At 68.6% G+C, this 26655-nt stretch carries 28 protein-coding genes; 20 read left to right on the top strand and 8 right to left on the bottom strand.

Annotated features, from left to right (window positions below):
• The first annotated feature begins 40 nt into the window (after nt 1-40).
• The gene (locus OHB24_RS17895; protein WP_327640174.1) at nt 41-559 is read left to right on the top strand and encodes a DUF6886 family protein; all 519 of its coding nucleotides are present in this window, start codon (nt 41-43) and stop codon (nt 557-559) included.
• Nucleotides 556-1836: a lanthionine synthetase LanC family protein gene (locus OHB24_RS17890; RefSeq protein WP_327640173.1), complete on the top strand. Its 1281-nt coding sequence runs from the start codon at nt 556-558 to the stop codon at nt 1834-1836. Before OHB24_RS17895 ends, OHB24_RS17890 begins: the two co-directional genes overlap by 4 nt.
• On the opposite strand, the gene OHB24_RS17885 is transcribed toward OHB24_RS17890, so the two are convergent.
• From OHB24_RS17885 to pcrA, 3 genes are all read right to left on the bottom strand, one after another.
• Nucleotides 1833-2393 (bottom strand): hypothetical protein, encoded by a 561-nt coding sequence (locus tag OHB24_RS17885; protein ID WP_327640172.1) that lies wholly within the window; start codon nt 2391-2393, stop codon nt 1833-1835. The two genes, OHB24_RS17890 and OHB24_RS17885, sit on opposite strands and share 4 nt — an antisense overlap.
• 99 nt (nt 2394-2492) lie before the next feature.
• Entirely contained in the window at nt 2493-3425 is a 933-nt protein-coding gene (locus OHB24_RS17880) for a glycosyltransferase (protein WP_327640171.1), read from the bottom strand.
• Between the two features lie 77 nt (nt 3426-3502).
• On the bottom strand, nt 3503-5821 hold the full coding sequence (gene pcrA / locus OHB24_RS17875) for a DNA helicase PcrA (RefSeq protein WP_327640170.1): 2319 nt from the start codon (nt 5819-5821) through the stop codon (nt 3503-3505).
• Nucleotides 5822-5903: 82 nt separating this feature from the next.
• Between pcrA and OHB24_RS17870 the strand changes: the two genes are divergently transcribed.
• Nucleotides 5904-6773 carry an alpha/beta hydrolase gene (locus tag OHB24_RS17870; RefSeq protein WP_327640169.1) on the top strand — a complete coding sequence of 290 codons (870 nt, stop codon included), beginning with the start codon at nt 5904-5906 and terminating at the stop codon, nt 6771-6773.
• Here OHB24_RS17870 and OHB24_RS17865 read toward each other — a convergent pair.
• On the bottom strand, nt 6770-7129 hold the full coding sequence (locus OHB24_RS17865; RefSeq protein ID WP_327640168.1) for a hypothetical protein: 360 nt from the start codon (nt 7127-7129) through the stop codon (nt 6770-6772). The two genes, OHB24_RS17870 and OHB24_RS17865, sit on opposite strands and share 4 nt — an antisense overlap.
• 97 nt (nt 7130-7226) lie before the next feature.
• On the opposite strand from OHB24_RS17865, the gene OHB24_RS17860 reads away from it, so the two are divergent.
• Both OHB24_RS17860 and OHB24_RS17855 read left to right on the top strand, forming a co-directional pair.
• Nucleotides 7227-7823, top strand: coding sequence for a ClpP family protease (locus OHB24_RS17860; RefSeq protein ID WP_327640167.1), 597 nt, complete (start codon nt 7227-7229; stop codon nt 7821-7823).
• Nucleotides 7820-8428 (top strand): ClpP family protease, encoded by a 609-nt coding sequence (locus OHB24_RS17855; protein WP_327640166.1) that lies wholly within the window; start codon nt 7820-7822, stop codon nt 8426-8428. The genes OHB24_RS17860 and OHB24_RS17855 overlap by 4 nt, the downstream gene beginning before the upstream one ends.
• Here OHB24_RS17855 and OHB24_RS17850 read toward each other — a convergent pair.
• Entirely contained in the window at nt 8425-9495 is a 1071-nt protein-coding gene (locus OHB24_RS17850) for a serine hydrolase domain-containing protein (protein WP_327640165.1), read from the bottom strand. The two genes, OHB24_RS17855 and OHB24_RS17850, sit on opposite strands and share 4 nt — an antisense overlap.
• A 43-nt stretch (nt 9496-9538) precedes the next feature.
• On the opposite strand from OHB24_RS17850, the gene OHB24_RS17845 reads away from it, so the two are divergent.
• Both OHB24_RS17845 and OHB24_RS17840 read left to right on the top strand, forming a co-directional pair.
• Complete coding sequence (locus OHB24_RS17845) at nt 9539-10264, top strand: PIG-L deacetylase family protein (RefSeq protein ID WP_327640164.1); 726 nt, start codon at nt 9539-9541, stop codon at nt 10262-10264.
• A gap of 365 nt (nt 10265-10629) precedes the next feature.
• The gene (locus OHB24_RS17840; protein ID WP_327640163.1) at nt 10630-11364 is read left to right on the top strand and encodes an alpha/beta fold hydrolase; all 735 of its coding nucleotides are present in this window, start codon (nt 10630-10632) and stop codon (nt 11362-11364) included.
• Here the strand turns inward: OHB24_RS17840 and OHB24_RS17835 are convergent.
• The gene (locus tag OHB24_RS17835) at nt 11347-12675 is read right to left on the bottom strand and encodes an aminopeptidase C (protein ID WP_327640162.1); all 1329 of its coding nucleotides are present in this window, start codon (nt 12673-12675) and stop codon (nt 11347-11349) included. The two genes, OHB24_RS17840 and OHB24_RS17835, sit on opposite strands and share 18 nt — an antisense overlap.
• Nucleotides 12676-12811: 136 nt before the next feature.
• Here OHB24_RS17835 and rpsR point away from each other — a divergent pair, with 136 nt between their 5' ends.
• The 3 genes from rpsR to OHB24_RS17820 are packed head-to-tail and all read left to right on the top strand — an operon-like array spanning nt 12812 to nt 14245.
• On the top strand, nt 12812-13054 hold the full coding sequence (gene rpsR, locus OHB24_RS17830; protein WP_130382967.1) for a 30S ribosomal protein S18: 243 nt from the start codon (nt 12812-12814) through the stop codon (nt 13052-13054).
• A gap of 50 nt (nt 13055-13104) precedes the next feature.
• Nucleotides 13105-13686 (top strand): acyltransferase, encoded by a 582-nt coding sequence (locus OHB24_RS17825; protein WP_327640161.1) that lies wholly within the window; start codon nt 13105-13107, stop codon nt 13684-13686.
• 10 nt (nt 13687-13696) lie between these two features.
• A complete protein-coding gene (locus OHB24_RS17820) occupies nt 13697-14245 on the top strand; it encodes a GNAT family N-acetyltransferase (RefSeq protein ID WP_327640160.1) in 549 nt (182 codons plus the stop codon).
• Between the two features lie 20 nt (nt 14246-14265).
• Here OHB24_RS17820 and OHB24_RS17815 read toward each other — a convergent pair whose 3' ends face one another.
• A complete protein-coding gene (locus OHB24_RS17815; protein ID WP_327640159.1) occupies nt 14266-14907 on the bottom strand; it encodes a response regulator transcription factor in 642 nt (213 codons plus the stop codon).
• Nucleotides 14904-16397, bottom strand: coding sequence for a PspC domain-containing protein (locus OHB24_RS17810; RefSeq protein ID WP_327640158.1), 1494 nt, complete (start codon nt 16395-16397; stop codon nt 14904-14906). Before OHB24_RS17810 ends, OHB24_RS17815 begins: the two co-directional genes overlap by 4 nt.
• A 182-nt stretch (nt 16398-16579) precedes the next feature.
• Between OHB24_RS17810 and OHB24_RS17805 the strand changes: the two genes are divergently transcribed.
• From OHB24_RS17805 to OHB24_RS17760, 10 genes are all read left to right on the top strand, one after another.
• On the top strand, nt 16580-17869 hold the full coding sequence (locus tag OHB24_RS17805; RefSeq protein WP_327640157.1) for a PspC domain-containing protein: 1290 nt from the start codon (nt 16580-16582) through the stop codon (nt 17867-17869).
• Complete coding sequence (locus OHB24_RS17800) at nt 17866-18054, top strand: hypothetical protein (RefSeq protein ID WP_327640156.1); 189 nt, start codon at nt 17866-17868, stop codon at nt 18052-18054. Before OHB24_RS17805 ends, OHB24_RS17800 begins: the two co-directional genes overlap by 4 nt.
• A 120-nt stretch (nt 18055-18174) precedes the next feature.
• Nucleotides 18175-19314, top strand: a complete 1140-nt coding sequence (locus OHB24_RS17795; protein WP_327640155.1) for a Cmx/CmrA family chloramphenicol efflux MFS transporter — start codon at nt 18175-18177, stop codon at nt 19312-19314.
• A gap of 27 nt (nt 19315-19341) precedes the next feature.
• Nucleotides 19342-19542 carry a cold-shock protein gene (locus OHB24_RS17790; protein WP_327640154.1) on the top strand — a complete coding sequence of 67 codons (201 nt, stop codon included), beginning with the start codon at nt 19342-19344 and terminating at the stop codon, nt 19540-19542.
• 57 nt (nt 19543-19599) lie between these two features.
• The gene (locus OHB24_RS17785) at nt 19600-20751 is read left to right on the top strand and encodes an L-histidine N(alpha)-methyltransferase (protein ID WP_327640153.1); all 1152 of its coding nucleotides are present in this window, start codon (nt 19600-19602) and stop codon (nt 20749-20751) included.
• Nucleotides 20748-21308 carry a hypothetical protein gene (locus OHB24_RS17780; protein WP_327640152.1) on the top strand — a complete coding sequence of 187 codons (561 nt, stop codon included), beginning with the start codon at nt 20748-20750 and terminating at the stop codon, nt 21306-21308. The genes OHB24_RS17785 and OHB24_RS17780 overlap by 4 nt, the downstream gene beginning before the upstream one ends.
• Before the next feature lie 129 nt (nt 21309-21437).
• Nucleotides 21438-23453 (top strand): hypothetical protein, encoded by a 2016-nt coding sequence (locus OHB24_RS17775; RefSeq protein WP_327640151.1) that lies wholly within the window; start codon nt 21438-21440, stop codon nt 23451-23453.
• A gap of 90 nt (nt 23454-23543) precedes the next feature.
• The gene (locus tag OHB24_RS17770; RefSeq protein ID WP_327640150.1) at nt 23544-24809 is read left to right on the top strand and encodes an extracellular solute-binding protein; all 1266 of its coding nucleotides are present in this window, start codon (nt 23544-23546) and stop codon (nt 24807-24809) included.
• Nucleotides 24806-25744, top strand: a complete 939-nt coding sequence (locus OHB24_RS17765; protein WP_327640149.1) for a carbohydrate ABC transporter permease — start codon at nt 24806-24808, stop codon at nt 25742-25744. The genes OHB24_RS17770 and OHB24_RS17765 overlap by 4 nt, the downstream gene beginning before the upstream one ends.
• Nucleotides 25745-26617 (top strand): carbohydrate ABC transporter permease, encoded by an 873-nt coding sequence (locus OHB24_RS17760; RefSeq protein WP_327640148.1) that lies wholly within the window; start codon nt 25745-25747, stop codon nt 26615-26617.
• The last annotated feature ends 38 nt before the right edge of the window (nt 26618-26655 follow it).

The following is a 26655-nucleotide window of genomic DNA, read 5'->3' as shown; positions in this document are numbered from 1 at the left end:
CCCGCGCACCCCAACGCCGCCGCTGGCTAAGCTGCCGCGCATGCGTCCGGTGGCTGGTGAGGTTTTGCATTTCTCCGAGGATCCGACCATCGAGATCTTCCGGCCGCACGTCGCGAAGACGGCGCAGCAGGCCACGGCGTACGTCTGGGCCGTCGGCCACGACCGCGCGCCGGACTACTGGTTCCCCCGCCAATGCCCGCGAGCGATGGCCTGGGTCGGACCGAACACCACTCCTGAGGACCGCGACCGGATCATCGGCGCCGGCTCCGGCTCCCGCGTCCACGCCGTCGAGTACGGCTGGCTGGACGCGATGCGCTCCGTCGAGCTGTACGCGTACCGCCTCCCCGCCGACGCCTTCGTCGAGCACGACGCCGCCGTCGTCGCGACCACCGACGTACGACCCCTCGGTACGCCGGAGCGGGTCGGCGATCTGTTCGCACTGCACGAGGAGGCAGGGATCCAGTTGCGTGTCCTGCAGCGGCTGCACGACTTCTGGGCCGCGGCCACCACCAGCACCCTCGAGTGGAGCGGCATCCGGCTGCGGAACGCCCAGCCATGACGTACGGCGAGATCGGCGAAACGGCCTGGGGCTGGGTCATGGACCAGGTCCGGTGGGACGACGACGGCCCGTGGATCCCGGATTTCGGCGACAGCGACAGACCGGACAAGTACCCGGCCGGGATGCACAGCGGCGTCGGTGGTCTGGGGCATGTGCTCGCGGAGATCCGGCTGACGCGACAGTGGACGCCCGCCGAGCAGTCGTTGGCCGTCGGGATCGCCGATCGGCTTCGCGCGGGGATCCCGACGGCCACGTGCACCACGTTCTTCGACGGGCTGGTGAGCTCGATCGGAGTGCTCACCGCCCTCGACCAGCCGGGCACGAGCGCCGCGCTGGAACGCCTTCAGGCGTTGGCGACCGAGAACGGCTGGCCGGAGAGCTTTCTCGACGAACCGAGGTACGCCGCGGGTGCCGTCGCCAACGACGTCACCCTCGGAACGGGCGCGATCCTGCTCGGCGCCCTGTGGGCGATCCGGCGCGGTGACGACGCGTCGGCGCTGGCCAACCGGGCCGCGGACCTGCTGCTCGGCGAACAGGAGAAGCTGCCCACCGGGGTCAACTGGCAGTTCGTGTCCCGCCGGTTCCGCACCGACGAGCCGACCGAAATGCCGAACTTCTCGCACGGTCTCGCGGGGATCTCGGCTGTGCTCGCATTGGCCGGCGTGGAGCTCGGGCGACCTGAGCTCGTCGACGTGGCGCGGCGCGGGGCCGAGCACCTGGTGACGCTCGGGATCAACGACGACAAAGGCTTCCGGGTGCCGCGGGTGATTCCGTGGGCGGAGCGGCACGGCGACGAGTACACGTTCAACTGGTGCCACGGCGGCGCGGGGACCGCAGCGACGTTCAGTGCGCTCGAGTACGCCGACGTACCGCAGATCGCCGGTGAGACGCCGTACACGTGGCGTCGACGGTGTTTGGACAGCGTCCGGTACTCCGGCATCCCCGAGCGGCTCCATCCGGGTTTCTGGGACAACGACGGCCGTTGCTGCGGTACGGCGGGTGTCGGCGACGCCTTCCTCGACGCGTGGCACCTCGACGGCGACGAGCAGGACCTGGAGTTCGCCGTACGACTGGGTGACACGTTGCTCGACCACGCCTACCCGGACGGGTACTGGCGGTTCGTCGAGCACCGCAACGAGGATCCGCTGCTGCGGCCGGGCGTCGGCTGGATGCAGGGCGCGGCCGGGATCGCGGTGTACCTGTTCAGGCTCCAGCGGGTGCTCGACGGCGATCAGCGTGTCGTCGAGCGGATGGAGAACTGGTTCAGCCTGCGTTAACGCTGCCAGACCTCGGCGGTCGTGAGGAACGCGGACGAGCCCGGCTTGTCCGGTGAGCCGTCGACCTGAACGAAACCGGGCACCGAGGCGCCGCCGATCGAGACGGTCGCGGAGCGGACCGGGGCGATCACCAGGCTGAGGCTGTGCTTGCCGTCGGCAAGCTGGAAGTTGTCGGTCGCGAACAACCGCCGGTCCAGGACGCCGCTCATCTCGATCTGGATGTCCGCGGCCTTCGCGCTCAGTCCGTCGGCCAGGTTCATCGAGACCTGGACCAGGTCCCGCTCGACGGCCGGCTCGTGCCACGGCAGGCCCTGGACCTCGAGGAACGAGCGGACGAAGTACCGCTCCAGCCAGGAGGCGAGATCGACGTCCTCGGACACCACGCGGACGATCCCGTCGAACCACAGCACCACCGCCGTACCCGGGCCGCGGATCGACCAGTCGACCATCCAGATCGACGCGTACGCGGTCACCTTGCCGTTCTCGTCGAACAGCCGCAGGCCAGGATTCGCTCCCGCCAGGATGATCCGGCGGTTACTGGCCGACGACTTGGACATGAGGAGGAGCGCTTCCGGGAGGGGGCCGAAGATCCTTGATTGTCTCAATCTCCGGGTCAGATGCAACGCAAACGACCGAAAGCTTGACTTGGATATGGTTCACGGCCGCCACGGATGGGCCCGCTCGGCGGCGGCGACCGGGTCGTCGGGCCACACGATCGGGTGGGTGGCGACACCGGCGCGGCCCGGCAGTTCCCGCGCCGCATCGACCGCGGCCAGCAGCGCCTCGGCGGTCACCGCCGGGGAGTAACGCTCCGTGATCCAGTCCCGCGCCGCACCGCGGACGGGATCCTCCGCCGGTACGTCGACCAGCTCCAGCGCCCGGTCCGCGAGCAGGTGCGGCCGAGCGTCGTCGATCCGCCAGGTGCCAGGCGCCTCGAACAGTTCCTCGCCGCCACCGGCCGGGTACCCGACGACCAGACAACCGGCGGCGAGCGCCTCCGCGACCGGCAGGCCGAATCCTTCGGAGATCCCCAGCGCGACGAACACGGAGGTGCGACCGAGCGCCTCGACCACCTGGCTCTCGCTGAGCTCCGCGAGCACGGCCAGGTGGACTCCGTCGGCTCGTGGATCGTTCCGCAGCAGGCGTTCCAGCACCGACGCCTCGAGCGGACGACGCCGCGGCATCCAGGCGATCTGACGGGTGCGCGCCGGCCCGGGCCGGAACAGCTCGGTGTCGATCGGATTGGGCACCAGGTGGACCGGGAGCTCCGGGTGCAGCCGGCCGAGCACGTCGTGGCTCTCCTGCGACACGGCCCAGACCTCCGGCGCCGGGTCCCAGCCTGGGTACCCGGCGGTGTCGCGCCATGACCAGAAGGTCAGGAAGTGGTTCTGGTTGAAGATCACTTTCCGCACACCGGGCGCGGGATCCACCCCCGGCAGCAGGTACAGCTCCGGTACGACGAGCAGGTCGTCAGCGCCGAGCTCGAGCTGGTCGTTGCCGAGGATCGGCGCTGTCGTCTCGAACCACGGCAGCCCGTAGCCCGGCGTACGGAACCACAAAGCGGCGTCGATCCCCGCGGCGCGCAGCATCTCGACGTGACGTGCCTGGACCCGGATCCCACCGCCCGGAGAGTCAGGCTCCTTGACGGCGTAGATGACCCGGGGGCTCAGATCTTTTCCACTGGGGCGTAGCGCAACAGCAGTCTCTTCACGCCCTCGGACCCGAAATCTATGTCTGCCTGGGCCTGCTGGCCCTCGCCGCGGACCACTACGACGGTGCCCATCCCGAAGCTGTCGTGCACCACGCGGTCGCCCGGGTTCAGGCTGATCACAGGCTTGTCGGACGCCGTCCTGCGGGCCGGCTCGTACCTGCTCGGGATGCCACTGCCGCGGGTCGTCCCGGTGCCGGACCACCTGGTGATCGCGGACTCGTCGCGACGCCAGTCGAGCAGCTCGGCAGGGAGCTCCTCCAGGAACCGGGACGGCGGGTTGTGCTGCGGAGCGCCGTACGCCGAACGCACGGCCGCCCGGGAGAGCGCCAGCCGCTGCCGTGCGCGCGTGATGCCGACGTACGCGAGCCGCCGCTCTTCTTCGAGTTCCTTCAGATCCGTGAGCGACCTGGAGTGCGGGAAGACGCCGTCCTCCATGCCGGTCAGGAACACGACCGGGAACTCCAGGCCCTTCGCGGTGTGCAAGGTCATCAGCGTGACCACGCCGCCGTCGTCGGCCGCGTCCGGGATCTGGTCGGCGTCGGCGACCAGCGCGACCCGCTCCAGGAACGCCTGCAGGTCGGCGGCCTCGCCGGCGGCGGTCCGTTCCTCGACGAACTCGCGCGCCACCGAGATGAACTCGTCCAGGTTCTCCAGGCGGGTCTCGTCCTGCGGGTCCGGAGATTTCTGCAGCGTCTCGTAGTACCCGGAGCGGTGCAGGGCGACGTCGAGGATGTCGTCCGGCGGGGCTCCCGAGTCGACCATCGCGGTCAGCTCGTCGAGGATGTCGACGAAGGCCTGGACCGCGTTCACCGAGCGCGATGCCATCGCCGGCGCGTCCTCGGCCCGGCGCATCGCCTGCGCGAACGAGATCCGGTCCCGCTGGGCGAGCGCCTCGATCGCGGCCTCGGCCCGGTCGCCGATCCCGCGCTTCGGCTCGTTCATGATCCGGCGCAGGGAGACCGTGTCCTCCGGGTTCACCAGGACACGCAGGTACGCGAGCGCGTCGCGGACCTCCTTGCGCTCGTAGAACCGGACGCCGCCGACCACCTTGTACGGATGGCCGGTGCGGATGAAGACTTCCTCGAACACCCGGGACTGTGCGTTGGTCCGGTAGAACACCGCGACGTCGGACGGTTTCACACTGTCGGCGTCGGCGAGCCGGTCGATCTCGTCGGCGACGAACTGCGCCTCGTCGTGCTCGTTGTCCGCGACGTACACCGCGATCTGCTCGCCCTGGCCCTGGTCGGACCAGAGGTTCTTCGCCATCCGGCCCTCGTTGCGGCTGATCACCGCGTTGGCCGCGGTCAGGATGGTCTGGGTGGAGCGGTAGTTCTGCTCGAGCAGGATCGTCTCGGCGCCGGCGAAGTCCTCCTCGAACGCGAGGATGTTGCGGATCGTCGCCCCGCGGAACGCGTAGATCGACTGGTCGGAGTCGCCCACCACCATCAGCTCGGCGGGCGGCGCCGTCGGATCGTTGCCGGCGGGCGCGTCCTCACCGCAGAGCTCGCGGATCAGCGTGTACTGCGCGTGGTTCGTGTCCTGGTACTCGTCGACGAGCACGTGGCGGAACCGGCGCCGGTAGTACTCACGGACCTCGGGGAAGGCCTGCAGCAGGTTGACCGTGGTCATCAGCAGGTCGTCGAAGTCGAGGGCGTTCGCCTGGGCGAGCCGCTCCTGGTAGATCCGGTAGCACTCGGCGTACGTCTCCTCGAGATGGTTCTCCGCCTTCGCGGCCGAGGTCTCGTGGTCGATCAGCTCGTTCTTCTGGGTGCTGATCCAGTTCAGCACGGCGCGCGGGTTGTACCGCTTGACGTCCAGGTCGAGCTCGCGGCAGACCAGCGTCATCAGCCGCCGCGAGTCGGTGTCGTCGTAGATCGAGAACGTCGAGTTGATCCCGAACCGTTTGATGTCGCGGCGGAGGATCCGAACGCACGAGGAGTGGAACGTCGAGACCCACATCAGCTTCGCCCGCGGGCCGACCAGGTCCACCACCCGCTCGCGCATCTCGGCGGCGGCCTTGTTGGTGAACGTGATCGCCAGGATCGAGCCGGGGTGCGCGTCGCGGGCCGCCAGCAGGTAGGCGATCCGGCGGGTCAGCACCCGCGTCTTCCCCGACCCCGCACCGGCCACCACCAGCAGCGGCTTGCCGGCATGCACCACGGCGGCGCGCTGCTGCGGGTTCAGTCCCTCGAGCAGCGCCTCCGGGTCGGCCCGAGACGTCTTCGACTCCTCCAGCGGCACCGGAAGCTCATCAGGCGAAAACAGCGTAGTCATCACCGACCACCTTAGGCGCTCCCCCGGACACTTTCCGAAAACGGGTTCGAACCGCGCGTCCGGGACTGCGAGGATCAGCCGCATGGACGCCTCCGAATTGCGGTACGACGACCTGGTGGACCGGGTCGAGCTCCTCTACAACGACCACCACTACCGCGCCGCCGCCGACCTGCTGGACGCGGCGAGCGACGGGCTGGCGGCGTGGACCGCCGAACTCGCTCACCTGAAGGCCTGCCTGCTGGGCGCGGACGGCGACGCCGACGGAGCGTTGCGGGTGTTGCTCGACGCGAGTACGGCGGGTGCGTGGTGGCGGTCGGCGATCCTGGTGGATGACGACTTGGAGGCTTTGCAGGACCGCGCGGAGTTCGCTGAGCTGATCAAGGTGTCGGAGGCGCGGGTTGCCGACGAACCAGTCCCTCCGTTGGTCGTGCTACCCGACGGGGACCCGATTGGGGTCGTGGTGGCGCTTCACGGGGCGGGGCAGCGCGCGGAGCATGCTCGGCGGGACTGGGGTGGGGTGGTGGAGCTCGGGTATGGCTTGGTTTCTGTGCAGTCGTCGTACCGGATGTCGCCGATGTATCGCACCTGGCCCGACCCTGAACAAGCGCGGGCCGACATCGCCCGCGCGCTCGCCGAGATCGCCGACCTGCCGCTGATCGCCGCGGGGTTCTCGGCGGGTGGGCGGGTAGCTCTGGACTGGGCGTTGACCGGGCAGCCGACGGAGGTGGCTGGTGTGGTCGCGTTGGCTCCGGCGTTGCGGGAGCTTCCGGCGTACGCCGCCGGGAAGTTGTCGCCGGCAACGATCTGGATCGGGACCGACGACGAGCTGCTCGAGGTCGTGGACGATGCGGCAGAACAGCTCACCGGGTTCGGATGCAGGATCGAGCGACTGCCGGGGCTCGGTCACACGTTTCCGGCCGACTTCGACGAGTTGCTGGCCGGCGTTCTCTAGGACTGCTGGCGGGTGAGGTGGAGGACCACCGGGGTCGTCGTACCGAGCCAGTGCATCTTGGCGTTGTGGTCGTCGTACGACGTGATGCGCAGGCCGGGGACGCCTTCGATGGTGCCCTCGTAGTCCTTCGCGGCCAGGTGGGCGACGACGTCGGCGAGCTCGGGGCCGTCCATCCACTCGATGCGGGCGAGGTCGGGGCGCGCCTGCCACATGTCGACCCAGGCGGCCGGGTCCTCGTTGAACAACGTCGTACGCAGGATCATCGACACCGCGCCGAGCAGCGTCGCGGCCGGGGTGGCCGTCAGTTCCAGCAGCGCGCGTTCCTGCTCGGACAGATCATGGTCGGTCAAATTCACTCGCAGGAGATTGCCACATCATCAGCTTCGCTGTGGGCAGACTTGCCGTCAGCAGAAAAGCTGGGACGGCGCCGTTCGGCGCGTCACTGTGGATGACATGGCAGAAGACATGAAACCGCCGATGTTCAACGAGTCCGCCCGGCAGCGGCTGCTCGGGCAGCGGATCGTCGTACTGGACGGAGTCCTCGACGACGACAACGGGACCCTGCTGGCCACCCAGATCCTCACGCTGGCGGCCGAGGACCCGGACACCGACATCGCGTTGTGGATCCACTCGCTCGGCGGTTCGGTGCCGTCGATGCTGGCGATCCGGGACGTGATGCGGCTGGTGCCGTGCGACGTGTCGACGCTGGCGATCGGGCTGGCCTGCAGTGCGGGGCAGTTCCTGCTGTCGGCCGGTACGCCGGGGAAGCGCTACGCGTTGCGGCACGCCCGCGTCCTGATGCACCAGGGCTCGGCCGGTATCGGCGGATCGGCGGTCGAGATCGAGATCCAGGCCAACGACCTGCGGCACATCCGCGACACCGTCCTCGGGCTGATCGCCGAGGACACCGGGCAGCCGTTCGACATCGTGCACGAGGACTCGCTGCACGACCACTGGTACACCGCCGACCAGGCCCGCGAGTACGGCTTCATCGACCACATCGTCGAGTCCTTCGACCAGGTCATGCCCAGGAAGGCGGCAGCAGCATGAGCAGCTACACGATCCCGAACGTGATCGCCCAGCACCCGCGCGGCGAGCGGATCATGGACGTCTACTCGCACCTGCTGACCGAGCGCGTCATCTACCTCGGGACCGGGATCGACTCCGGTGTCGCGAACGCGATCATCGCGCAGCTGCTGCACCTGGAGACGGACAATCCCGAGGCTGAGATCAACCTCTACATCAACTGCGAGGGCGGCGACATGTCCGCGATGCTCGCGATCTACGACACCATGCAGTACATCCAGTCGCCGATCGCGACGTACGGCGTCGGGCAGGCGATCTCTGCCGGGGCGGTGCTGCTCGCGGCCGGTACGGCGGGGCGTCGCGCGATCCTGCCGCACGCACGCGTCGTACTGCACCAACCGGCCGGCCGAGGGCAGGGCACGATCCCGGACCTGATCCTGCAGGCCGACGAAGTGGTGCGGGTCCGTGGTCAGGTCGAGGAGATCCTGGCTCGGCACACCGGCCAGTCGGTCGAGCGGTTGCGGCACGACACCGATCGCGACCACGTGCTGACCGCGGCCGGGGCGAAGGAGTACGGCGTCGTCGATCACGTCATCAACGAGCGGACCCCGGCTCCCGCCCTCGCCTAGTCGGCGGCTGCGAGCACCTTGTCGGCGACGGCCGCGTGGTGGAGGAGGTCGGGCTGGGGGCGGCCGACCCGATTGGTCAGGTACGCGTACGCGATCTGCCGGTCCGGGTCGGCCCACCCGATGCAGCAGTTGCTTCCGTTGTGTCCGAACGCCCGCGGACTGCTCAGCGAGCCCAGGGACGATACGGTCCCCTCCATCCACCGCGGCCCGCCGAGCTGGAAGCCCTGCGACCACCGCACCGGCGCCCTCGCCACTGGGTCGTACTCGCCCTCGCTGGTCGGCTCGAGCGCGGTCGCGAGCGACTCCGGCCGCAGCAGCCGCCCCTCCAGCAACGCCTGATACAGCTCGGCCAGGTCGCGGGCGGTCGTAGAGATCCCGGCAGCGGGTACGACGGCCTCACGCGTACTGCGGCGGTTCGTGACGGACTGGATGAACGGCCCGATCGGACCCGACGCACGGATCGGCACGTGCCGGTCCCAGAGCTCCGCGGGCAGGCCGAGGTACGTGTCCGCGACGCCGAGCGGTTCGAGGACGGTACGTCGTACCAGCTCGTCGATCGGCGTCCCGCTGCAGCGCCGTACGACCTCGCCGAGGATGAACCCGAACGCCAGCGGGCTGTACCCGACGGTCCCGATCGGCAACCGCGGCTTGGCCTCCTCGATCCGGCGCAACGAACGGTCCCAGTCGGTCATCGCGCGGGCCTCGCCGACGAACGAGCCGGCGTGTGAGACCCCGGACCGGTGCCGCAGGACCTCGCGGACGGTGATCTCCCGTTTGCCGTTCTGCGCGAAGTCCGGCCAGTACGCCGCGACGGCATCGTCGAGATGCAGCCGCCCGGATTCGACGAGTTGGTGGATCACGATCGCGACGTACGGCTTGCTTGCGGAGAAGAGCCAGAACAACGCGTTCGGTGAACACCCGAAGGAGCGGTCGACCACCGTCCGGCCGCCCCGGACGACGCACAACTGCGCGACCCCACCACGTGCCTCGACCAGGCCGATCGCCTCCGCGAGACGGTCGTGGTCGAAGCCGGCGTCCTGGGGGTCGCAGACCCCACCGAACTCCATAGCTTCAACTGTGCCCGCCTACACAAACAGTTAGGGTCTGCCTGTGACTGTGCCCGAGGCGAATCCCCGACCGGACAGCGAAGTCGAACGGATTCTGGTGGTCGTCGCGCATCCGGACGACATCGACTTCGGCGGCGCCGGGACGGTCGCGCTGTGGACCAAGGCCGGGATCGAGGTTCAGTACTGCATCGTCACCGACGGGCAGGCCGGTGGTTTCGAACCGGATCGGGACCGCGCCGAGATTCCCGCCGTACGACGGGCCGAACAGACCGCCGCCGCGCAGCACGTCGGGGTCCGCGACCTGCACTTCCTCGGGTACCAGGACGGGGCTGTCGAGGCGACCACGGAACTCGTTCGCGACGTCAGCCAGGTGATCCGCAAGGTCCGCCCGCAGCGGCTGCTCACGCAGTCACCCGAGCGTTCGTGGAACCGTCTGCAGGTCTCACACCCCGATCACATGGCCGCCGCCGAGGCGACGGTCCGAGCGTTCTACCCGGCCGCCGGGAACCCGTACGCGTACCCGGACCTGACCGAGGAGGCGTGGGAGGTCGGCGAGCTGTGGATGATGGACCACCCGGTCGCGAACCACTACGTCGACATCACCGACACCTTCGACCAGAAGCTGGCGGCGCTGGTGTCACACACCAGCCAGCACCGCGACCCCGACGGCCTCCGCACCGGCATCCGCCGCAACTTCGCCGCCGTCGCCACGTCCGCGGGCTACCCCGCCAACCACTACGCCGAAGCCTTCACGATCGTCCGCCTGTAGGTCGTGTCTGGCAACCTCCCGACCACCGTGCCCGTTCGCGGCCGCCCCACGCGCTGTCAGCACAGCCGGGGTTATCCCCTCGCGTGCAGGGTTCTCCCCTCGTGTATCAGTAGAGAACCCACAACACGAGGGGATCACCCCTCGTCTGCTCGACGGGTGACCGCCGGCCGGCAGGAGCGGCGGCGGGGGACGGCGGTGGTGGGGAGTGGGGATAGGCGGTGGTGACTGAGGACAGGAAATACCAGGTGCCGACCCACCATTGCCTGTCGCACGACCCCGGATCGGGCCGATCACCCGCCCACACATCGGACAGGAGAGCCCTATATCGGTTTGCTCAGTGATCTCAGGACGTGGAAGGTGCAGCCATGACGATTTCTTATGAGGTGACCGGGGACGGCCCGGATCTGCTGCTCGTGCACGCGGGCGTGGCCGACGCCCGGATGTGGGCGCGGCAGGTGGAAGAGCTGAAGTCGACCCATCGCGTGATCACGCTGGACCTGCGCGGGTACGGCGAGACGCCGGTGGAGGCGGGCGCCAAGTACTCCGACGCCGGCGACGTCCTCGCGGTGCTCGACGCGGTCGGGTCCAGTGCGGTGACGGCAGTCGGTGCGTCGTACGGCGGGTACGTCGTACAGCAGGCCGCGAGCCGGATGCCCGAGCGGTTCGCCCGCCTCGTACTGCTCTGTGCGCCGACCGACAACGTGGAGCCGGACGACGACCTCCGGGCGTTGTGGGCCGAGGAGAACAAACTGCTGGAGGCAGGCGACGTCGACGGCGCGACCGACCTGACCGTACGGCGCTGGATCGGCCCGGACGCCGACGACGACGCCCGCGAACTCCTGCGCACCATGCAGAAACGCGCCTTCGACCTGCAACTCGCCGCCGGCGACGACCTGGAGAACGAGGAGTACGCCGTTGAGCCCGAAAAGATCGGTGCGCCGGTGAGACTGATCACCGGCGCACACGACTTCAAGTTCTTCACCGACAGCGCGGCCTACCTGGCAGAACGCCTCCCGAACCCAGAGCGCATCCACCTCCCGTGGGCCGGCCACCTGCCGACCCTCGAGCGCCCCGCTGAGGCGTTAGGCCTGATCGGCTAGGGCGCCCATCGGGTCCCAGGCGGGGAGGACGATCGGGGCGTCGTCCAGGCGGGCCTGTAGGTCGGCCGGCAGTGCGGAACGGCGTACGGCGACCTCGAAGACGTGCTCGCCGAACCACGAGTCGTTCATGGTCCAGAAGCCGCTGTCGGCCTTCTCGTCGCCCCAGCTGTTCTCGACCCGCCAGCGGCGCGGCTGGCCGTCGACGACGTCGACGCCGGTGAACAGCATCGCGTGCGTCATCAGCGTCTCGTGGTGCACCAGCCGCTCAGCCTTGTCCAGCGTGAACTCGGTGTCGTAGACGGCGCCGTAGTCGTAGAGGTTGGCGTCCCAGAAGCCGAGGTCGGAGTTCATCTGCTTGCCGACGTCGCAGCCGAACCAGACCGGCTCGCCGCCGACGATCGCGTCCTGCGTGAGCTGCTTGATCAGGTCGATCTCGACGTTCAGGTACACCACCGGCGGGGCGTCGATGACGTTGCCGAGGAAGTCGACGGTGAAGGTCCGGCCGACCGGGCTGGTCTCCCGCGGGTCGTGTACGAGACAGACGTACTCGTCGACCGGCAGCTGCACGTACGCCGCCGCGAACTCGGTCGGCGTGGTCCAGCCGTCGCGGTGGAAGCCCTTGTCGGTGTCCTTCCACTGCCACAGGAACTTCTGCGGCGGCGTACCGAGGTGGATGCTCAGCACCCGGTGCACGGTGGTCAGGATCTCCCGCTTGCGGTCGCGGCGCGCGTCGTCGGCGTCGAGCGCCCGCAGGTCGCGCGCACCCTGGCGCAGCAGCTTGCGGAGGGCGTCGTTCAGCTGCGCGGTCGCGGACGAGCTCTCGGTCTCCGGCATGGCCGACTTCGGCACCAGGCCGTGCTTGCGGACCAGCGCGACGAACATGTTCCACTGGCCGCCGTCACCGATCGGGTCGGACAGCAGGTGCGCCACCGTCCGGTCGTCGGCGTCGCGGTCCGCGGTGTCGATGATCGCCTCGAGGAAGAAGTTCGAACGCTCGAACTTGTCCCAGAACAGCAGGTAGTTCTGGGAGAACTCGAAGTCCTTGACCCCGAGCTTGTCGGCCGCGCCGGCGCGGAGCAGGTTCAGCCCGGCGAACAGCCAGCACCGACCGCTCTTCTTCTGATTGGTGACCTTCCAGTCGTCCAGCAGATTGGACACCGAATGGTCCATCGACGTGACGACCTGGCGATCCAGGGCGATGCTGTTGACCGGCGTCTGCGTGACGGCGTTCTGCATCACCCGGTACTGCGGGTTCGACGCGAACTCCTTCTCGAAGAGCGCGAGCTGATCGGCTGTGAGATTCCGCTCCATAAGAGTCGACGGTATATCAGCCGCCAAGCCCGGACCGAAGGATCGGAGTGGCGCATCCATGCCCTGGCCGAAACGCGCCACCGCTGAGACCTTGCGCTACGCTAGTTGAAAACGACATTCAATAAAGGAGGCCGTCATGGCCCGACGCCCGGTACCCACCGGCAAGCGCAAGCCGAAGCAGAATCCGCTGGACCGCGACGGCATCACCTTCATCGACTACAAGGACACCGCGCTGCTGCGAAAGTTCATCTCCGACCGCGGCAAGATCCGCTCCCGCCGCGTCACCGGCCTGTCGGTCCAGCAACAGAAACAGGTCGCCCGAGCCATCAAGAACGCCCGCGAAATGGCCCTCCTCCCCTACACCTCCTCCGGCCGGTAGCGTCACCGCGTCTGCCGCTCGGCGGGGTTCTTGCCGCGTAGCCTGCGGGGGTGGAGGAGCTTCGTGGGCAGGTGAAGGTCTGGGTGCAGAAGTGGCTTTGGTACCAGCGGAGTTCGTTGCCGTGGAACCGGGGGCGGATCCACTGGGAGCTGATGCGGCGCGGGGCGTTCGCGCGGTGGCCGTTGCACGGGAACGTGCTGGAGGCTCTGCAGGACGGGCGGCTCGAGGTCGGGGCCAACACGATGTTCGAGCCCGACGTGTGGATCACCCTGGGCGACGAGGCGCGGGTGCGGATCGGGGAGGGGACGTTCCTGAACGTCGCGGTGATGGTCGCGGCGCTCGACCTGGTGGAGATCGGGTCGCACTGCATGCTGGCGAACGGGTGCTTCGTGACGGATGCCAATCATCGGTTCGACGATCCGGATCGGCCGGTGCCGTGGCAGGGGTTCGATTCCAAGGGGCCGACGCGGATCGGCGACAATGTCTGGCTGGGGGCGAACGTGGTCGTCACGAGCGGGGTGACGATCGGCGAGAGGTGCGTGATCGGCGCCAACAGCGTTGTCACGCAGGACATTCCGCCGTACTCCGTCGCCGCGGGCGCACCGGCGAAGGTCCTACGAGCCGTCACCTAAGGAGATGCCTGTGTCGCTGCCGACGCCGACGTTGCCCACCGATCGCCTGCGGCTGCGTCCTTTCGAGGACGCGGACGCGGACGCGCTGTTCGCGCTGCACAGCAACGCGCACGTACTGCGGTACTGGGACTCGCCGCCATGGAGCGAACCCAGCCGCGCCGAGCGGTTCATCGCGGCGTGCCGGACGATGGTGGAGGAGGGTACGGGCGCTCGCACGGCCATCGACCGTGCATCCGACGGGCAGTTCCTCGGCTGGTGCAGCTTGAGCCAGTGGAATCCGGACTTCCGGAGTGCGTCGCTCGGCTACTGCTTCACCGAGGCGGCATGGGGGCACGGGTACGCGACGGAGGCTGCCCGGGCCGTGCTGCGATGGGCCTTCGACACACTCGACCTCAACCGCGTCCAAGCTGAGGCCGACACGCGCAACCTCGCGTCCGCCCGCGTCCTCGAGAAGCTCGGCTTCGTGCGTGAGGGAACGCTCCGAGAGGACTGCGTAGTGAACGGCGACGTCTCCGACTCCTGGGTCTACGGCCTCCTCCGCCGCGAGTGGACCGCCTGACGCGCTGCGTGGGGGCTGAACTACACCAGGCGGCGGTCGGTGGCCCAGCGGGTTAGTTCGTGGCGGTTGGAGAGTTGGAGTTTGCGGAGGACCGAGGAGACGTGGGTCTCGACCGTCTTCACCGAGATGAAGAGTTCGCGGGCGACCTCCTTGTAGGCGTAGCCCCGCGCGATCAACCGCAGTACCTCACGCTCCCGCTGTGACAGCCGGTCCAGGTCCTCGTCCACCGAGGCGATGTCGATCGCGCCGGAGAAGGCGTCCAGCACGAAGCCGGCCAGCCGCGGCGAGAACACCGCGTCACCGTCGGCGACCCGGTTGATCGCGTCGACGAGCTCGGTGCCGGAGATGTTCTTGGTGACGTACCCGCGGGCACCGGCCCGGATCACGCCGATCACGTCCTCGGCGGCGTCGGACACCGACAACGCGAGGAACTTGATGTCCGGGTGCCGCTGGTGCACCTGCTTCATCACCTCGGTGCCACCACCGCCCGGCAGGTGGACGTCGAGCAGTACGACGTCCGGCTCCGCGCCGACGATCGCCTTGACCGCGCTGTCGACGTCGGCCCCCTCGCCGACGATGTCGACCGAGGTACCGATCTCGCTGCGTACCCCGGCCCGGAACATGTCGTGATCGTCGATGACGACAACGCGCCTGCTGCTCATCTGTCCATCTCCAGTCGCACTTCGGTGCCTGTCTCGGGATCGGACCGCACCGTCGCGTGTCCGCCGTGCCGTTCCATTCTGCCCATCACACTGTGCCGCAAGCCGAGCCGGTCGTCCGGGACCTCGTCCACGACGAACCCCTTGCCGCGGTCGCGGACGAACATCTCCACCCGGTCGCCGTCCACCTCGACGAACACGTCGATCTTCGCCGCACCGGAGTGCTTGGCGGCGTTCACCATCGACTCCCGGGCGGCCCGGACCATCGATGCGAGCGGCTCGGTCAGGTCGCAGTCGCCGACCGTGACCACCTCGATCGGTACGCCGTGCGAGTCCTCGACCTCGGCGGCCGCCTGCTTCGCCGCCCCCACGATCGTCTGGTCGGCGTCGTGTTCCTCGTCGTACAGCCAGGACCGCAGCTCGCGCTCCTGCGAGCGCGCCAGCCGGGCCACCGCCTTGGGGTCCTCGGCCTGCTTCTGGATCAGCGCCAGCGTCTGCAGCACCGAGTCGTGCAGGTGCGCGGCCATGTCGGCGCGCTCCTGCGAACGCACCCGCTCCGCGCGCTCGGAGTTCAGGTCCCTGGTCAGCCGGTGCACCCACGGCCCGGCGATGACCCCGATCCCGACCACGGCGAGCAGCAGCGCGATCAGTACGTCGCCGACCATCGAGAGCCGGCCGTTCTGGACCAGGAACAAGGTGACCGCGGTGCCGAGCAGGACCAGGCCCACGGCGATCCGGATCAGCGACTTCCAGCCGCCCTTGCCGAGCACCAGGCCGATGATCGGGACCCGGACGTCCCGCGTCCACTTGTCCTTCTGGCTCTCGTCCGCCTGCCGCCAGATCAGCGCGAGACCGGTCGCGGCGAACACCAGCGGCCAGAACAGCTTCCCGGCGATGCCGAGCCCGGCGACCTGCAGCAGCAGGACCAGCCCGATGCCGATGGCCACCAGCGCGGGCAGCTGGCCTCGGCTCTTCTCCCGCTTCCGCTGCTTCGCCTCGGCGACCGGCGGCGCCGGTTCGTCGGTGCGCAGCCCTTTCCGTGTGTGCGCGGCCAGCCCGGGCGCATCCGGCACGGTTTCCGGCGCGAGCGGCATCAGGAACCACAGCGCCGCATAGATCAGTACGCCCAAGCCTCCGGACACCGTGGTTGCGATCAGCACCAACCGTACGATCGTGTCCGACACGCCGAGGTGGTCCGCGATCCCGCCGGCCACGCCGGCAACGACCCGCCCCTCGGTACGCCGGTACGCCCGGCGGGTCGGCTCCGCGGCCGGCTTCGGCGGCGGTGTGGCCGAGTGCGCCGGACCGCCCGAGCCGGCCTGCTGGTTGCGCATCCGCGCGGCGTAGGCGGCGTACGGGCCCTGGTACTGCCCCGGGCCCTGCGGTCCCCAGCCCTTGAAGCGCCACTGCTCCTGGTTCTGCCCAGGCGGCGGCTCGGGTGGGGCTCCGTTCACGGAGGACCCGCCCGGCGGCGCGGCTGCTGGCTGGCTCATCACAACGATCGTCACATGTGGACCGGCCCGACACCAGCAGGCTTGTCCCCGGCCGCCTCCTCAACGCCCGCCCGCCGGGCTCAGGGTCCGCTCGGGGACAACCCCGATTTCGAGCGACTCCGGGGGTCCTCAGGGGGCATCCCCGATGTTCCCGCGCCGGATCATGCGTGACTATCGATGACATGGAGCAGAACCAGAGTGGACCCGCCGGGTTCGACCGCAACCGCCTGCAGAACCCCCAGAGCTGGCGGCGCAGCAGGTCGGACCGCTGGGTCGCTGGGGTCTGCGGCGGCATCGGCCGCGCGCTGAACATCGACCCCGTGCTGGTCCGCGTGGTGATGGCCGTGCTGATCATCACCGGTCCGGGCGTGATCTTCTACATCGCCGCCTGGGTCCTGATGCCCGACGAGGGCAGTGAGCGTTCCGCCGCGCAGGGCGTGCTCGGCGACCGGGTCCGGACCGACCACCCGTGGTTCTGGCCCGTGGTGATCGGCGCCTGCGTCTTCATCGCGATCGCGATGATGTCGTCGTTCAACTTCGGCCGCGCCATCCCGGGCCCGCTGATCGTGGTGGGCGTCATCTGGCTGATCGCGAGGCAGCGGAAGGGCAACAAGCAGGGCCAGCGCCCGCAGGACACGGTGCCGCCTACTACTTCGGCGTACTCCGGTCAGCAGCAGACCTCGGCGTACACGCCCCCTCAGACCGGCCCGTCGGCTCCCCCGGCGGGTCCGTCGTCCTCGGCCACACAGCGACCCCAGGACCGCACCGTCGAACCGGTCCAGCCTGTGTGGACCGAGGACGACCCCCTCGGCCTGTACGTCGACGAGCCCGCCGGCCGCACCTCGCCGGCCGCGAGCACCCCCGCCGGACCGCCCGCCAAGGGCATGCGCGGGACCAAGTCGATCATCGTCGTACTGACCGGCCTCGCGATCGGCATCGCCGCGCTCGCGGGTGCTCCCACGGCGACCATGCTGATCATCGGCCTGGCCACGCTCGGCGGCGGCATGCTGCTCGGCGGGTTCGTCGGCCGCACGCTGGGCCTGCTGCCGCTGGGCATCCTGCTGGCCCTCGGCGCCATCGCGAGCACGGTGTTCTCCGGTGTGCCGCGCAACTTCGCCGACACCAACTACGTCGCGCCCGCCGGCCAGACCATCACCGCGACCGGGACGAGCTACCAGTTCGACGCCGGGTCGGTGCACCTGGACCTGACCCAGGCGAAGTTCGGGCCGGACGCCAAGGTCGAGGTCCACGGCGGCCTCGGCGAGGTGATCGTCAAGTTGCCGCACGACGTGGACGTGCAGGGCACGATGTCGACCGAGATGGGAGACGTTGCCTTCCTCAACCAGCACCAGGGCGGCCATAATGCGGAACTGAAGCTCGACGACCTCGGCACGGACGGCAAGGCCGGCCCGCAGCAGGTCACCCTGGACCTGGACCTCAGGCTGGGCAGTATCAAGGTGGAGCGCGGATGAGCCAGCAGCGGAAGACCAAGCCGGACGTGCCCGGCGTGGTGGCCGGCACGGTCCTGACCGGCGCTGCCACGATCTGGATGCTCACCGACAACGGCGTACTGCAGACCGACGACCTCGGCGTGACCAGCGCCCTCCTCCTGGTCACCGCAGGCCTCCTGGGCCTGGCCGCCTCGCGCCGCGTCTAAGCTAGACCGCATGTCCAGCCCGGAGGCAGACAAACCGTAACCACCGGCCGTTCCGTGTAACTCGCCCGGAACCGCCGGAGACGACTCATTCCCGTCTTCTCATGGTTGCGGAGCATTTCGATGCCTTTCGTGCTGTATCTCCTTGGCCTGGCCGTTTTCGCCCAGGCGACCTCTGAATTCATGCTCTCCGGGCTCGGCCCGGACATCGCCCAGGACCTGGGCGTCTCGATCCCCACCACCGGCTGGCTGACGTCCGGGTTCGCGCTCGGGATGATCGTCGGCGCCCCGGCTGTCGCCGTACTCGGCGCCCGCTGGCCGCGCCGCCGGACGCTGCTGGTGACGTTGACCGTGTTCCTCGCGGTCCACGTCGTCGGCGCGTTGACCAGCGACTTCACCGTTCTGCTGGTCACCCGGGTCCTCGCGGCCCTCGCGAACGCAGGCTTCCTGGCGATCGCGCTCGCCACCGCCGCGGCCCTGGTCGGCCCGGACGCGAAGGGCCGCGCGACGTCCGTCCTTCTCGGCGGTACGACGCTCGCGTGCATCGTCGGCGTACCGGCGGGTGCCGTGCTCGGCCGGCACCTCGGCTGGCGGTCCGCGTTCTGGGCGGTCGCGATCATCTCGCTCCCGGCGCTGCTCGGGATCCTGCGCTCGATCCCGGCCCGTACGCCCGGCCCGGCGACCGTCGGGCGGTTCAGCCTGTCGCCGCGGCTCGCCGTACTGCTGCTCCTCGGAGCCCTCGTGAACGGCGCGACGTTCTGCTCGTTCACCTACCTCTCGCCGGTGCTCACCGAGGTCACGAGGCTCGGGGCGGGATGGGTCCCGGTCATGCTCGCGCTCTTCGGGCTCGGCTCGTTCGCGGGCGTCGCCGTCGCCGGACGGTACGCCGACCGTCGCGACGACCGGCTCGTACTCGTTGCCGGTGGCATCTTGCTGCTCGGGTGGTGCGCGTTCGCCCTCACCACGGCGTACGTCGTACCGATCGTTGCCCTGGTCCTCGTGCAGGGCGCGCTGTCCTTCGCGGTCGGCTCGACGCTGATCTCGTACGCCCTGTACGCCGGTACCGAGTCCCCCGTCCTGACCGGCGGACTGGCCACCGCCGCCCTCAACGTCGGCGCCGCCGCCGGACCGCTGCTGGGCGGGCTCGCGATCGGGGCCGGAGGCTTCCGCGGCCCGCTCTGGGTCAGCGCGGTGCTCGTGGGCACTGCGATCTGCGGAGGAAGCGCCTCGATTAAGCTTGTGGATCGCGAGGGGCCCGGGTGAAGCGGGTCCCGTGGTCAAGGAGTATCGATGGTGCTCGGCACCGTGAAGTGGTTCAACGCCGACAAGGGCTACGGTTTTCTGGCCGTCGACGGGCAGGACGACGTGTTCGTGCACTGGAGCAAGATCGTCTCCGACGGGTACAAGACCCTCGAGGACGGCCAGAACGTCGAGTTCCAGATCGTCGAGGGCCCCAAGGGCCGGGAAGCCGACACCGTCACCCTGATCTGACCGGCAGTAGTCGGCGGTAACCGATAACCTGACGTCTCATCGTGTGAGGGGTGAGACGTGACTGAGCCGGTACCCGTGATCCGGAAGCTCGAGCATGCACTGGCCGACGACGACTTCGCGTGGTCGCTGGTGCTGGTCGGCGAGGACCAGACCGACAAGCTCGCGACCCTGACCGGCGACCTCCGCGGACCGTTCTCGACGTCCGGTGACGGCAAGCAGATCACCTCGGGCTTCTCCTACTGGGGAATCGGCCCGACGATCGCCTGGGCGAACGCCACCAACGACCCGTTCTACCTGGTCATGAAGGCCGGCGCAGAGTCGTTCCTGCGGCACTGGCGCAAGCTGCGCCCGCACGTCGAGAACGGCGGCTTCCACCTGGTCAGCCTCGGCGTCGGCACCGGCGTCAAGGACCGCACGATCCTCAGCGACATGCGCCGGAACAACCCGGACATGTACTACATCCCGGTCGACATGAGTTCGGAGATGCTCCGGATGGGCACCCTGGAGCCGGTCCGCGGCGCCCGCTTCCCGGTCTCCCAGGTGCTGCCGGTGCAGCTCGACTTCTCGATCGCCGACAACATGGAGGAGCTCGGCCAGATGCTGGCCCGGCTGGTCGACGACGAGCCGATCCTGTTCACGCTGACCGGCAACACGCTGGCCAACTTCGAGAGCGACGAGGAGCTGCTCGGCACGCTCACCCGGGTGCTGCGGCCGCAGGACCGGCTGCTGCTCGAGGTCGCCAGTACGACGCGACTCGACCAGGAGAGCGCCGACGCGGCCGCGGACGAGTACCACCAGACCCGCGCGTTCGCGGAGTTCGTCACCAGCACCCTGCGGTACAACACCGACCTCAAGATCAACAACGACCTGGTCAAGTTCGTCGGTGAGGTCGAGGACGAGGACGCGCTGCTGGTGAAGATCTTCTGGCAGAACGACACCGGCGAGGAGGTCCGGATGGAGCTGCCGGACCACACCGAGGCGGTGCTGCCGATCGGCGACACGATCCGGCTGTACACCACCCGCAAGTACTCCACGACCCGGCTGAAACGGCTCACCGAGGCCTGTCAGCTGACGCCGGTCGAGGGGATCCAGTCCCAGTTCCGGTACGCCCGCCGCCCGAACCCGTTCGGCCTGGAGCTGTTGCTGCTCGCACCGGAGGGGGCCGGCGAGACCGCACGTAGCCTCGCCGACGACATCTGGGCCACATGAGGCGGACCGTCGTCAGTGTCGTGACGTACGGTCTGCTCGCGCTGGCGTTCGTTCTCGGCGTCCTGTGGTTCTTCTGGCCGGAGGGCTCGCGCTGGGAGCCGGCGGTCAACTCGCTCACCCTGGTCGCCGGGCTGACCGGCATCTTCGTCGAGCGGCTGACGGCCGAGGCAGAACGCCGTATCGAGGTCCTGCGAGCCGTCGCGAACGAACTGCGCGAGAACACCAGACTGCTGAACGACGAGCGGTTCTCACCCGACGCACCGACCACCCGGCAGGTGTACCCGCGGCTGGTGGTGTCCGCGGTCGATCTCGCGCTGGTGTCCGGCGCGCTCGGCCTGCACCGGGACGCCGACCTCGTGGGCCTGCTGCACCGCTGGCGGGACACCGTGCACCTGTTCAACCGGCGGCTCGACCTGACCGAGATCAGCACGTTCTCGAACACCATCTCGGCGGCCGAGCTGGCCGCGTTCCACCGTGCGCTGCACCGCGAGAACAGCTACTTCGCGGCCACCCGCGAGAAGCTGCAGAAGCTGCTCAGCGCGCTGCCGCAGCTTTAACGGCCGAGGCCGTAACCGGACCCGTTGCTGTCAGTAGCTGCAAATTGTGCCGAGCCGTTGACTTGGCCACGCCGCGAGAGCTTCACTTTCGGACAGGACCGTAAATACGGCACCCCGGAGGCAATTCGTATGCGATCAGTCCGCTCCCTTCTCGCACTGGCCATCGTCGCTCTGCTCGGCACAACCCTGACCTCACCGGCGCAGGCCGGTCAGCAACCACCGGTCGGCACCGTCGTCTCGCTCGGTACGCCGCTGTCCGACGTACTGCTCATCGGCGGCACCGTCGCGCCCGGCCCGAACGGCAAGACCGCGATCTGGAACGTGTCCACCGGAAGTCCGGCGTACCTGAACGCCATCGACCCGGCCACCGGCGACAGCCTGCTCTCCGCGGCGCTGCCCGGCGCGGACGGCAGCTACGCGGTCGCCGCGACGCCGGACGGCACGATCTACGTCGGCACCTACAACAACGGCCACCTGTACCGGCTGCGGCCTGGCGGCACCGTCGAGGACCTCGGCCGGCCGATCGCGTCCGAGTCGTTCATCTGGCGGATCACCACCGACGACCAGGGCAACGTGTACGGCGGGACGTTCCCGAACGGCAAGGTGTTCCGGTACGACGACAAGACCGGCGCGATCCACGACTACGGCACCGTCCTGGCGGGTCAGACGTACGTGAAGAGCATCGACTACGCAGGCGGCAAGGTGTACGCCGGCACGATGCCCGACGCGCACATCATGGAGATCGACGCCACCAGCGGAGCGATCACCGAACTGCCGTCGCCGCCCGGTCTCGGGGACCCGTCCGACAAGGTCGTGTACGACCTCAACGCCCGCGGCGGCCGCGTCTACGTGCGGATCAGCACGGCGTTCCCCGGCCCGCTCTACGTCTGGGACATCGCTTCACGGACCTGGGTGGACGAGATCCCGAACGCGCACGGCCTGGACATCTCCCCGGTCGGCGCGGACGGCTCGCTGTACCTGATCCAGAGCAGCGAACTGAAGAAGTACGACCCGGCCACCAAGACCCTGACCGGCACCGGTCTGACGTTCACCGGCCGGATCCAGAACGCCCGCTCGATCGGGTACGCCGACCTGAACCTCCCCGACTACCCGGGCACCAGCGTCGTCGGCACCCTGTGGCGCGGCGAGGAGTTCCGGTACAACCCGCAGACCGGCAAGTCCGAGATCTTCGTGACCAAGGTCCGCCGGGAGCCGATCGAGATCCTGTCCGTCGCGGGCGGCAAGAACAACATCTACGCCGGCGGCTTCCTGAACGGCGGCGTGTCCGTGGTCAACCCGACGACCGGTGAGGCCAAGTACAACCGGTTCTCGCAGGTCGAGGCGCTGCTGGAGGGATCCGACGGCAAGCTCTGGATCGGCGCCTATCCGGAGGCCAGGCTGTACGACTACGACCTGAGCAAGCCCTGGAGCAGTCCGGAGTACTCCCCGGGACCGCCCGGCACCCCGGACAACCCGGTTCAGCGGCTCAACCTCAAGCCCGACCTCCTGCAGACCCGCGCCCGCGCGCTGACCGAGGTGAACGGCAAGATCGCGGTCGGCACCGTCCCGGACGGCGACCGGCTCGGCGGCGCGCTGGTGATCTACGACCCGACGACGAACACCGCGGAGAAGTACCGCAACGTCGTCCAGGACGAGTCCGTCTTCGGCCTCACCTCCCGCTGCGGCATCATCTACGGCGGTACGTCGATCGCCGGCGGCCTGGCCACCACACCGCCGACCCGGGAAGCGGGCACAGTGTTCGCGTGGGACGTGGCCAAGAAGAAGAAACTCTGGGAGACCGTGCCGGTGCCGAAGGCCGCGACGGTGTCCTCGGTCACGATGGGCCCGGACGGGCTGCTGTGGGGCGTGGCCGGGAAGACCGTGTTCGCCGTGGCGCCGGACAGCGGCAAATTGAAGAAGTCCTTCACGCTCGGGACGACGAACTCCAGCGGCGACATCGTCGCGACCCGGGAGGCCGTCTACGTGAGCATCGACCTGAACAAGATCTACCGCATCGCGCCGGGGAAGAACGCCGTTCCGACGGTGTTCGTGGCCCACGCCCACCGGCGGCTCGGCGTCCGCGGAGATCACCAACTACTGATGACGAGCGGCTCCGAGCTGTTCCGGATTGATATCAGCCGTTGACAGCCGAAATTCACCCCAGCTACTTTCGGTCCTGACCGTTATTCGGTTCGACAACTTCCGGCCCTGACTTCCGGACACCCTGGGGGTGCGATGAAATCCACCGTCCGCCGCATCGCGGCACCACTTACGGCACTCGTTCTCGCTGCCGCGCTCAGTTCCTGCGGCGGAGGTGACGACGGCGGCTCCGCCAGCAAGAAGAGCGTCACGCTCTGGATGTACCCGGTGATCGCCGACCAGGCGGCCAGCGACGCCTACTGGAAGAAGGTCGAGACCGACTTCGAGGCGGCGAACTCCGGGTTCGACCTCAAGGTCGAGGCCCAGCCGTGGGCGAACCGCGAGGAGAAGGTCGCGGCCGCGTTCTCCGGCAAGAAAGGTCCGGACGTCCTGCTGATGATCCCGGACCAGATCCCGCAGTACGTCAAGAGCGGCTCGCTGGAGCCGGTCGACGACGTGGTCGCGCCGGAGAAGGACAAGTTCCTGCCGGCCGCGATCCCCGGCCTGACGGTCGACGGCAAGGTGTACGGCGCCCCGATCTACCACACGGTCACGACCACGATGTACAACAAGACCGTGCTGACCAAGGCCGGGATCAGCAAGCCGCCGGAGACCTGGGACGAGATCAAGGCGGCCGCGCCGAAGCTCAAGGCCGCCGGGTTCTCCACGCTGGACTACTCGGCCTCGCCGGAGGCGACGCTGAACCTGAACTTCTACCCGCTGCTGTGGCAGGCCGGCGGGAAGGTGTTCGCCGACGACGGCAAGAGCGTCACGTTCAACCAGGCCCCCGGCCTGGAGGCGCTGACCTTCCTGAAGAGCCTGTGGGACGAGGGCGCGATCCCGAAGACCGCGCTCACCGCGGGCAACGTGGTCGCCGACTCCCCGTTCGGCAAGGGTCAGGTCGCGATGGCGATGACCAGCGTGCCGGCCGACGTCGCCACGGTCACGAAGACCTGGGGCGCGGCGAACGTCGAGCTCGGCTCGCCGCTGACCGGCAAGAAGCAGGTCGGGTTCGGACTTCCGGGCGGTCTGGTCGTGAACGCGGCCTCGGAGAACGTCGACGGCGCGAAGAAGTTCCTGTCGTTCATGACCCAGGCGGCACAGCTGGACGCGCTCAGCAAGGCGTCCGGGTTCTACTCGCCGCGCAACGACGCCAAGTCCGAGTCGACCGACCCGAACTCGGCGAAGTTCAAGGACGCGTTGCAGTACGCGATCCCGGGTGAGCCGAACCCGTCGGCGCGGCAGATCATGTCGTTCCTGAGCCCCGAGATCCAGGCCGTGCTGACCGGTAAGAAGCAGCCGCAGCAGGCCCTGGACGACGCGGCCAAGCAGGCCAACGACCTCCTGTCGAGGCAGCGTTGACGAACACCCCTCCGGACACGGTCGCGGGTCGGGCGGGACCCGCGGCCGGCCGGAAGGCTTTTCGTTCTCGAGGCGGCCCCCGTCGCCGGCCGTGGGTCGGCTTGCTGTTCGTCGCCCCGATGCTCGTCCTGTTCCTGGCGTTCCGGTTCCTGCCGGCGATCGGGGCGTTCTTTCTCTCGCTGACCGACTACCGGATCAGCGGCAAGTGGGACTTCATCGCGCTCGACAACTACACGCGCCTGTTGTCGGACAAGGTGTTCCACGAGGCGCTGCTGGTGACGGTCACCTACACCGTGATCTTCGTCCCGCTGACGGTCCTGCTGTCGCTCGGTACCGCCGTACTGCTGCACCAGGTGGTGTGGAAGCGCGGCTTCTTCCGCGGGGTGTTCTTCCTGCCGTACGTGACCAGCATCGTGCTGGCCGCGGTGATCTGGAAGTGGATCTACGACGCACAGGACGGGCTGCTGAACTCGATCCTCGGGCTGGTGAACATCGGCCCGATCGACTTCCTCAGCCAGTCGAACACCGTGCTGCCGTCGATCGCGGTCACGTCGGCGTGGAAGGGCTTCGGGTACTCGATGCTGATCCTGCTCGCAGGCCTGCAGGCGGTACCGAAGTCGTATCTCGAGGCCGCGATGATCGACGGCGCGGGCACCTGGCAGCGGTTCCGGTACGTGACGCTGCCGCAGCTGCGGCCGGTGCTGTTCTTCGTGCTGGTGATCGAGACCATCGGCGCCTTCCAGGTCTTCGACGCGATGTTCGTGATGACCGGCGGCGGACCGGTGCGGTCCAGCTACTCGCTCGTGTACTTCCTGTACGACAGCGGTTTCAAGTACTTCGACTTCGGTTACGCCAGCGCGATCGGTCTGGTGCTGTTCCTGATCGTGCTGATCGTCTCGCTCGTACAGCGCCGGCTCGTCGGGAGGGACGATTAGATGGCTCAGGTACTCGACCGCCCGCCGGTCCGGCCGGTAGTGGAGACGCCGACGGCAGGACGGCGTACGGCGGGCCGATTGACGTTGCCGACCTTGCTCGCGCTGACGGCGATCGTGACCATCGTGCCGTTCGCGGCGATGGTGCTGGTCGCGTTCGCGCCGCCGAGCGGGCGGACGTTCCCGGACGCGCTGAACCCGGCGAACTTCACGCTGGAGAACTTCTCGAAGGTGCTGTCCAGTTCGGACATCCCGCGGTGGACGGTCAACTCGCTGCTCTACTCGCTGGTGTCCGTGGCGTGTGTGCTGCTGTTCGCGTCGATGGCCGGGTACGCGTTCGCGAAGAAGAAGTTCCCCGGCCGGGAGATCATGTTCTGGGCGTTCCTCGCCACGCTGATGGTCCCGTTCCAGGCGACGCTGATCCCGTCGTACATCCTGGTCGCGAAACTGGACTGGGTGGACAGCTACTGGGGCCTGATCGTGCCCACGCTGGCCAACTCGCAGGCGGTGTTCCTGATGCGCCAGTTCATCATGCAACTCCCCGACGAACTGTTCGAGGCCGCCGAGATCGACGGAGCCCCCGAGTGGCGGATCTTCACGATGATCGTGCTGCCCTTGATCCGCCCGGTGCTGGCGACGCTAGGCATCTTCGTCTTCCTCTGGCACTGGAACGACTTCCTGTGGCCCTTGGTCATCGGCCAATCCGGCCAGATGCAAACCCTCACCGTCGGCCTGGCCACCCTCCAAACCCAAGCCGTCCCCATCAACCAGGTCATGGCCGGCGCCACCATCACCGTAGTCCCCAGCCTCCTGGTCTTCGGCCTCCTCCAACGCTACCTAACCGACTCCATAGCCATGTCCGGCCTGAAGGCGTAACTGGGAATACCTCCCGGGGGCTGGGAACAAGCAATTGC

The sequence above is a fragment of the Kribbella sp. NBC_00482 genome, from assembly GCF_036013725.1.
GTDB lineage: Bacteria > Actinomycetota > Actinomycetes > Propionibacteriales > Kribbellaceae > Kribbella.
This window is presented reverse-complemented; position numbering and strand designations above follow the sequence as displayed.

Excerpts from the sequence above, each read along its gene's own strand:
- OHB24_RS17895 (WP_327640174.1), top strand. The coding sequence starts at position 41 with ATGCGTCCGGTGGCTGGTGAGGTTTTGCATTTCTCCGAGGATCCGACC.
- OHB24_RS17890 (WP_327640173.1), top strand. The coding sequence starts at position 556 with ATGACGTACGGCGAGATCGGCGAAACGGCCTGGGGCTGGGTCATGGAC.
- OHB24_RS17885 (WP_327640172.1), bottom strand. The coding sequence starts at position 2,393 with ATGTCCAAGTCGTCGGCCAGTAACCGCCGGATCATCCTGGCGGGAGCG.
- OHB24_RS17880 (WP_327640171.1), bottom strand. The coding sequence starts at position 3,425 with ATGCTGCGCGCCGCGGGGATCGACGCCGCTTTGTGGTTCCGTACGCCG.
- pcrA (WP_327640170.1), bottom strand. The coding sequence starts at position 5,821 with ATGACTACGCTGTTTTCGCCTGATGAGCTTCCGGTGCCGCTGGAGGAG.
- OHB24_RS17870 (WP_327640169.1), top strand. The coding sequence starts at position 5,904 with ATGGACGCCTCCGAATTGCGGTACGACGACCTGGTGGACCGGGTCGAG.
- OHB24_RS17860 (WP_327640167.1), top strand. The coding sequence starts at position 7,227 with ATGGCAGAAGACATGAAACCGCCGATGTTCAACGAGTCCGCCCGGCAG.
- OHB24_RS17855 (WP_327640166.1), top strand. The coding sequence starts at position 7,820 with ATGAGCAGCTACACGATCCCGAACGTGATCGCCCAGCACCCGCGCGGC.
- OHB24_RS17850 (WP_327640165.1), bottom strand. The coding sequence starts at position 9,495 with ATGGAGTTCGGTGGGGTCTGCGACCCCCAGGACGCCGGCTTCGACCAC.
- OHB24_RS17840 (WP_327640163.1), top strand. The coding sequence starts at position 10,630 with ATGACGATTTCTTATGAGGTGACCGGGGACGGCCCGGATCTGCTGCTC.
- OHB24_RS17835 (WP_327640162.1), bottom strand. The coding sequence starts at position 12,675 with ATGGAGCGGAATCTCACAGCCGATCAGCTCGCGCTCTTCGAGAAGGAG.
- rpsR (WP_130382967.1), top strand. The coding sequence starts at position 12,812 with ATGGCCCGACGCCCGGTACCCACCGGCAAGCGCAAGCCGAAGCAGAAT.
- OHB24_RS17815 (WP_327640159.1), bottom strand. The coding sequence starts at position 14,907 with ATGAGCAGCAGGCGCGTTGTCGTCATCGACGATCACGACATGTTCCGG.
- OHB24_RS17810 (WP_327640158.1), bottom strand. The coding sequence starts at position 16,397 with ATGAGCCAGCCAGCAGCCGCGCCGCCGGGCGGGTCCTCCGTGAACGGA.
- OHB24_RS17805 (WP_327640157.1), top strand. The coding sequence starts at position 16,580 with ATGGAGCAGAACCAGAGTGGACCCGCCGGGTTCGACCGCAACCGCCTG.
- OHB24_RS17800 (WP_327640156.1), top strand. The coding sequence starts at position 17,866 with ATGAGCCAGCAGCGGAAGACCAAGCCGGACGTGCCCGGCGTGGTGGCC.
- OHB24_RS17795 (WP_327640155.1), top strand. The coding sequence starts at position 18,175 with ATGCCTTTCGTGCTGTATCTCCTTGGCCTGGCCGTTTTCGCCCAGGCG.
- OHB24_RS17790 (WP_327640154.1), top strand. The coding sequence starts at position 19,342 with ATGGTGCTCGGCACCGTGAAGTGGTTCAACGCCGACAAGGGCTACGGT.
- OHB24_RS17780 (WP_327640152.1), top strand. The coding sequence starts at position 20,748 with ATGAGGCGGACCGTCGTCAGTGTCGTGACGTACGGTCTGCTCGCGCTG.
- OHB24_RS17775 (WP_327640151.1), top strand. The coding sequence starts at position 21,438 with ATGCGATCAGTCCGCTCCCTTCTCGCACTGGCCATCGTCGCTCTGCTC.
- OHB24_RS17770 (WP_327640150.1), top strand. The coding sequence starts at position 23,544 with ATGAAATCCACCGTCCGCCGCATCGCGGCACCACTTACGGCACTCGTT.
- OHB24_RS17760 (WP_327640148.1), top strand. The coding sequence starts at position 25,745 with ATGGCTCAGGTACTCGACCGCCCGCCGGTCCGGCCGGTAGTGGAGACG.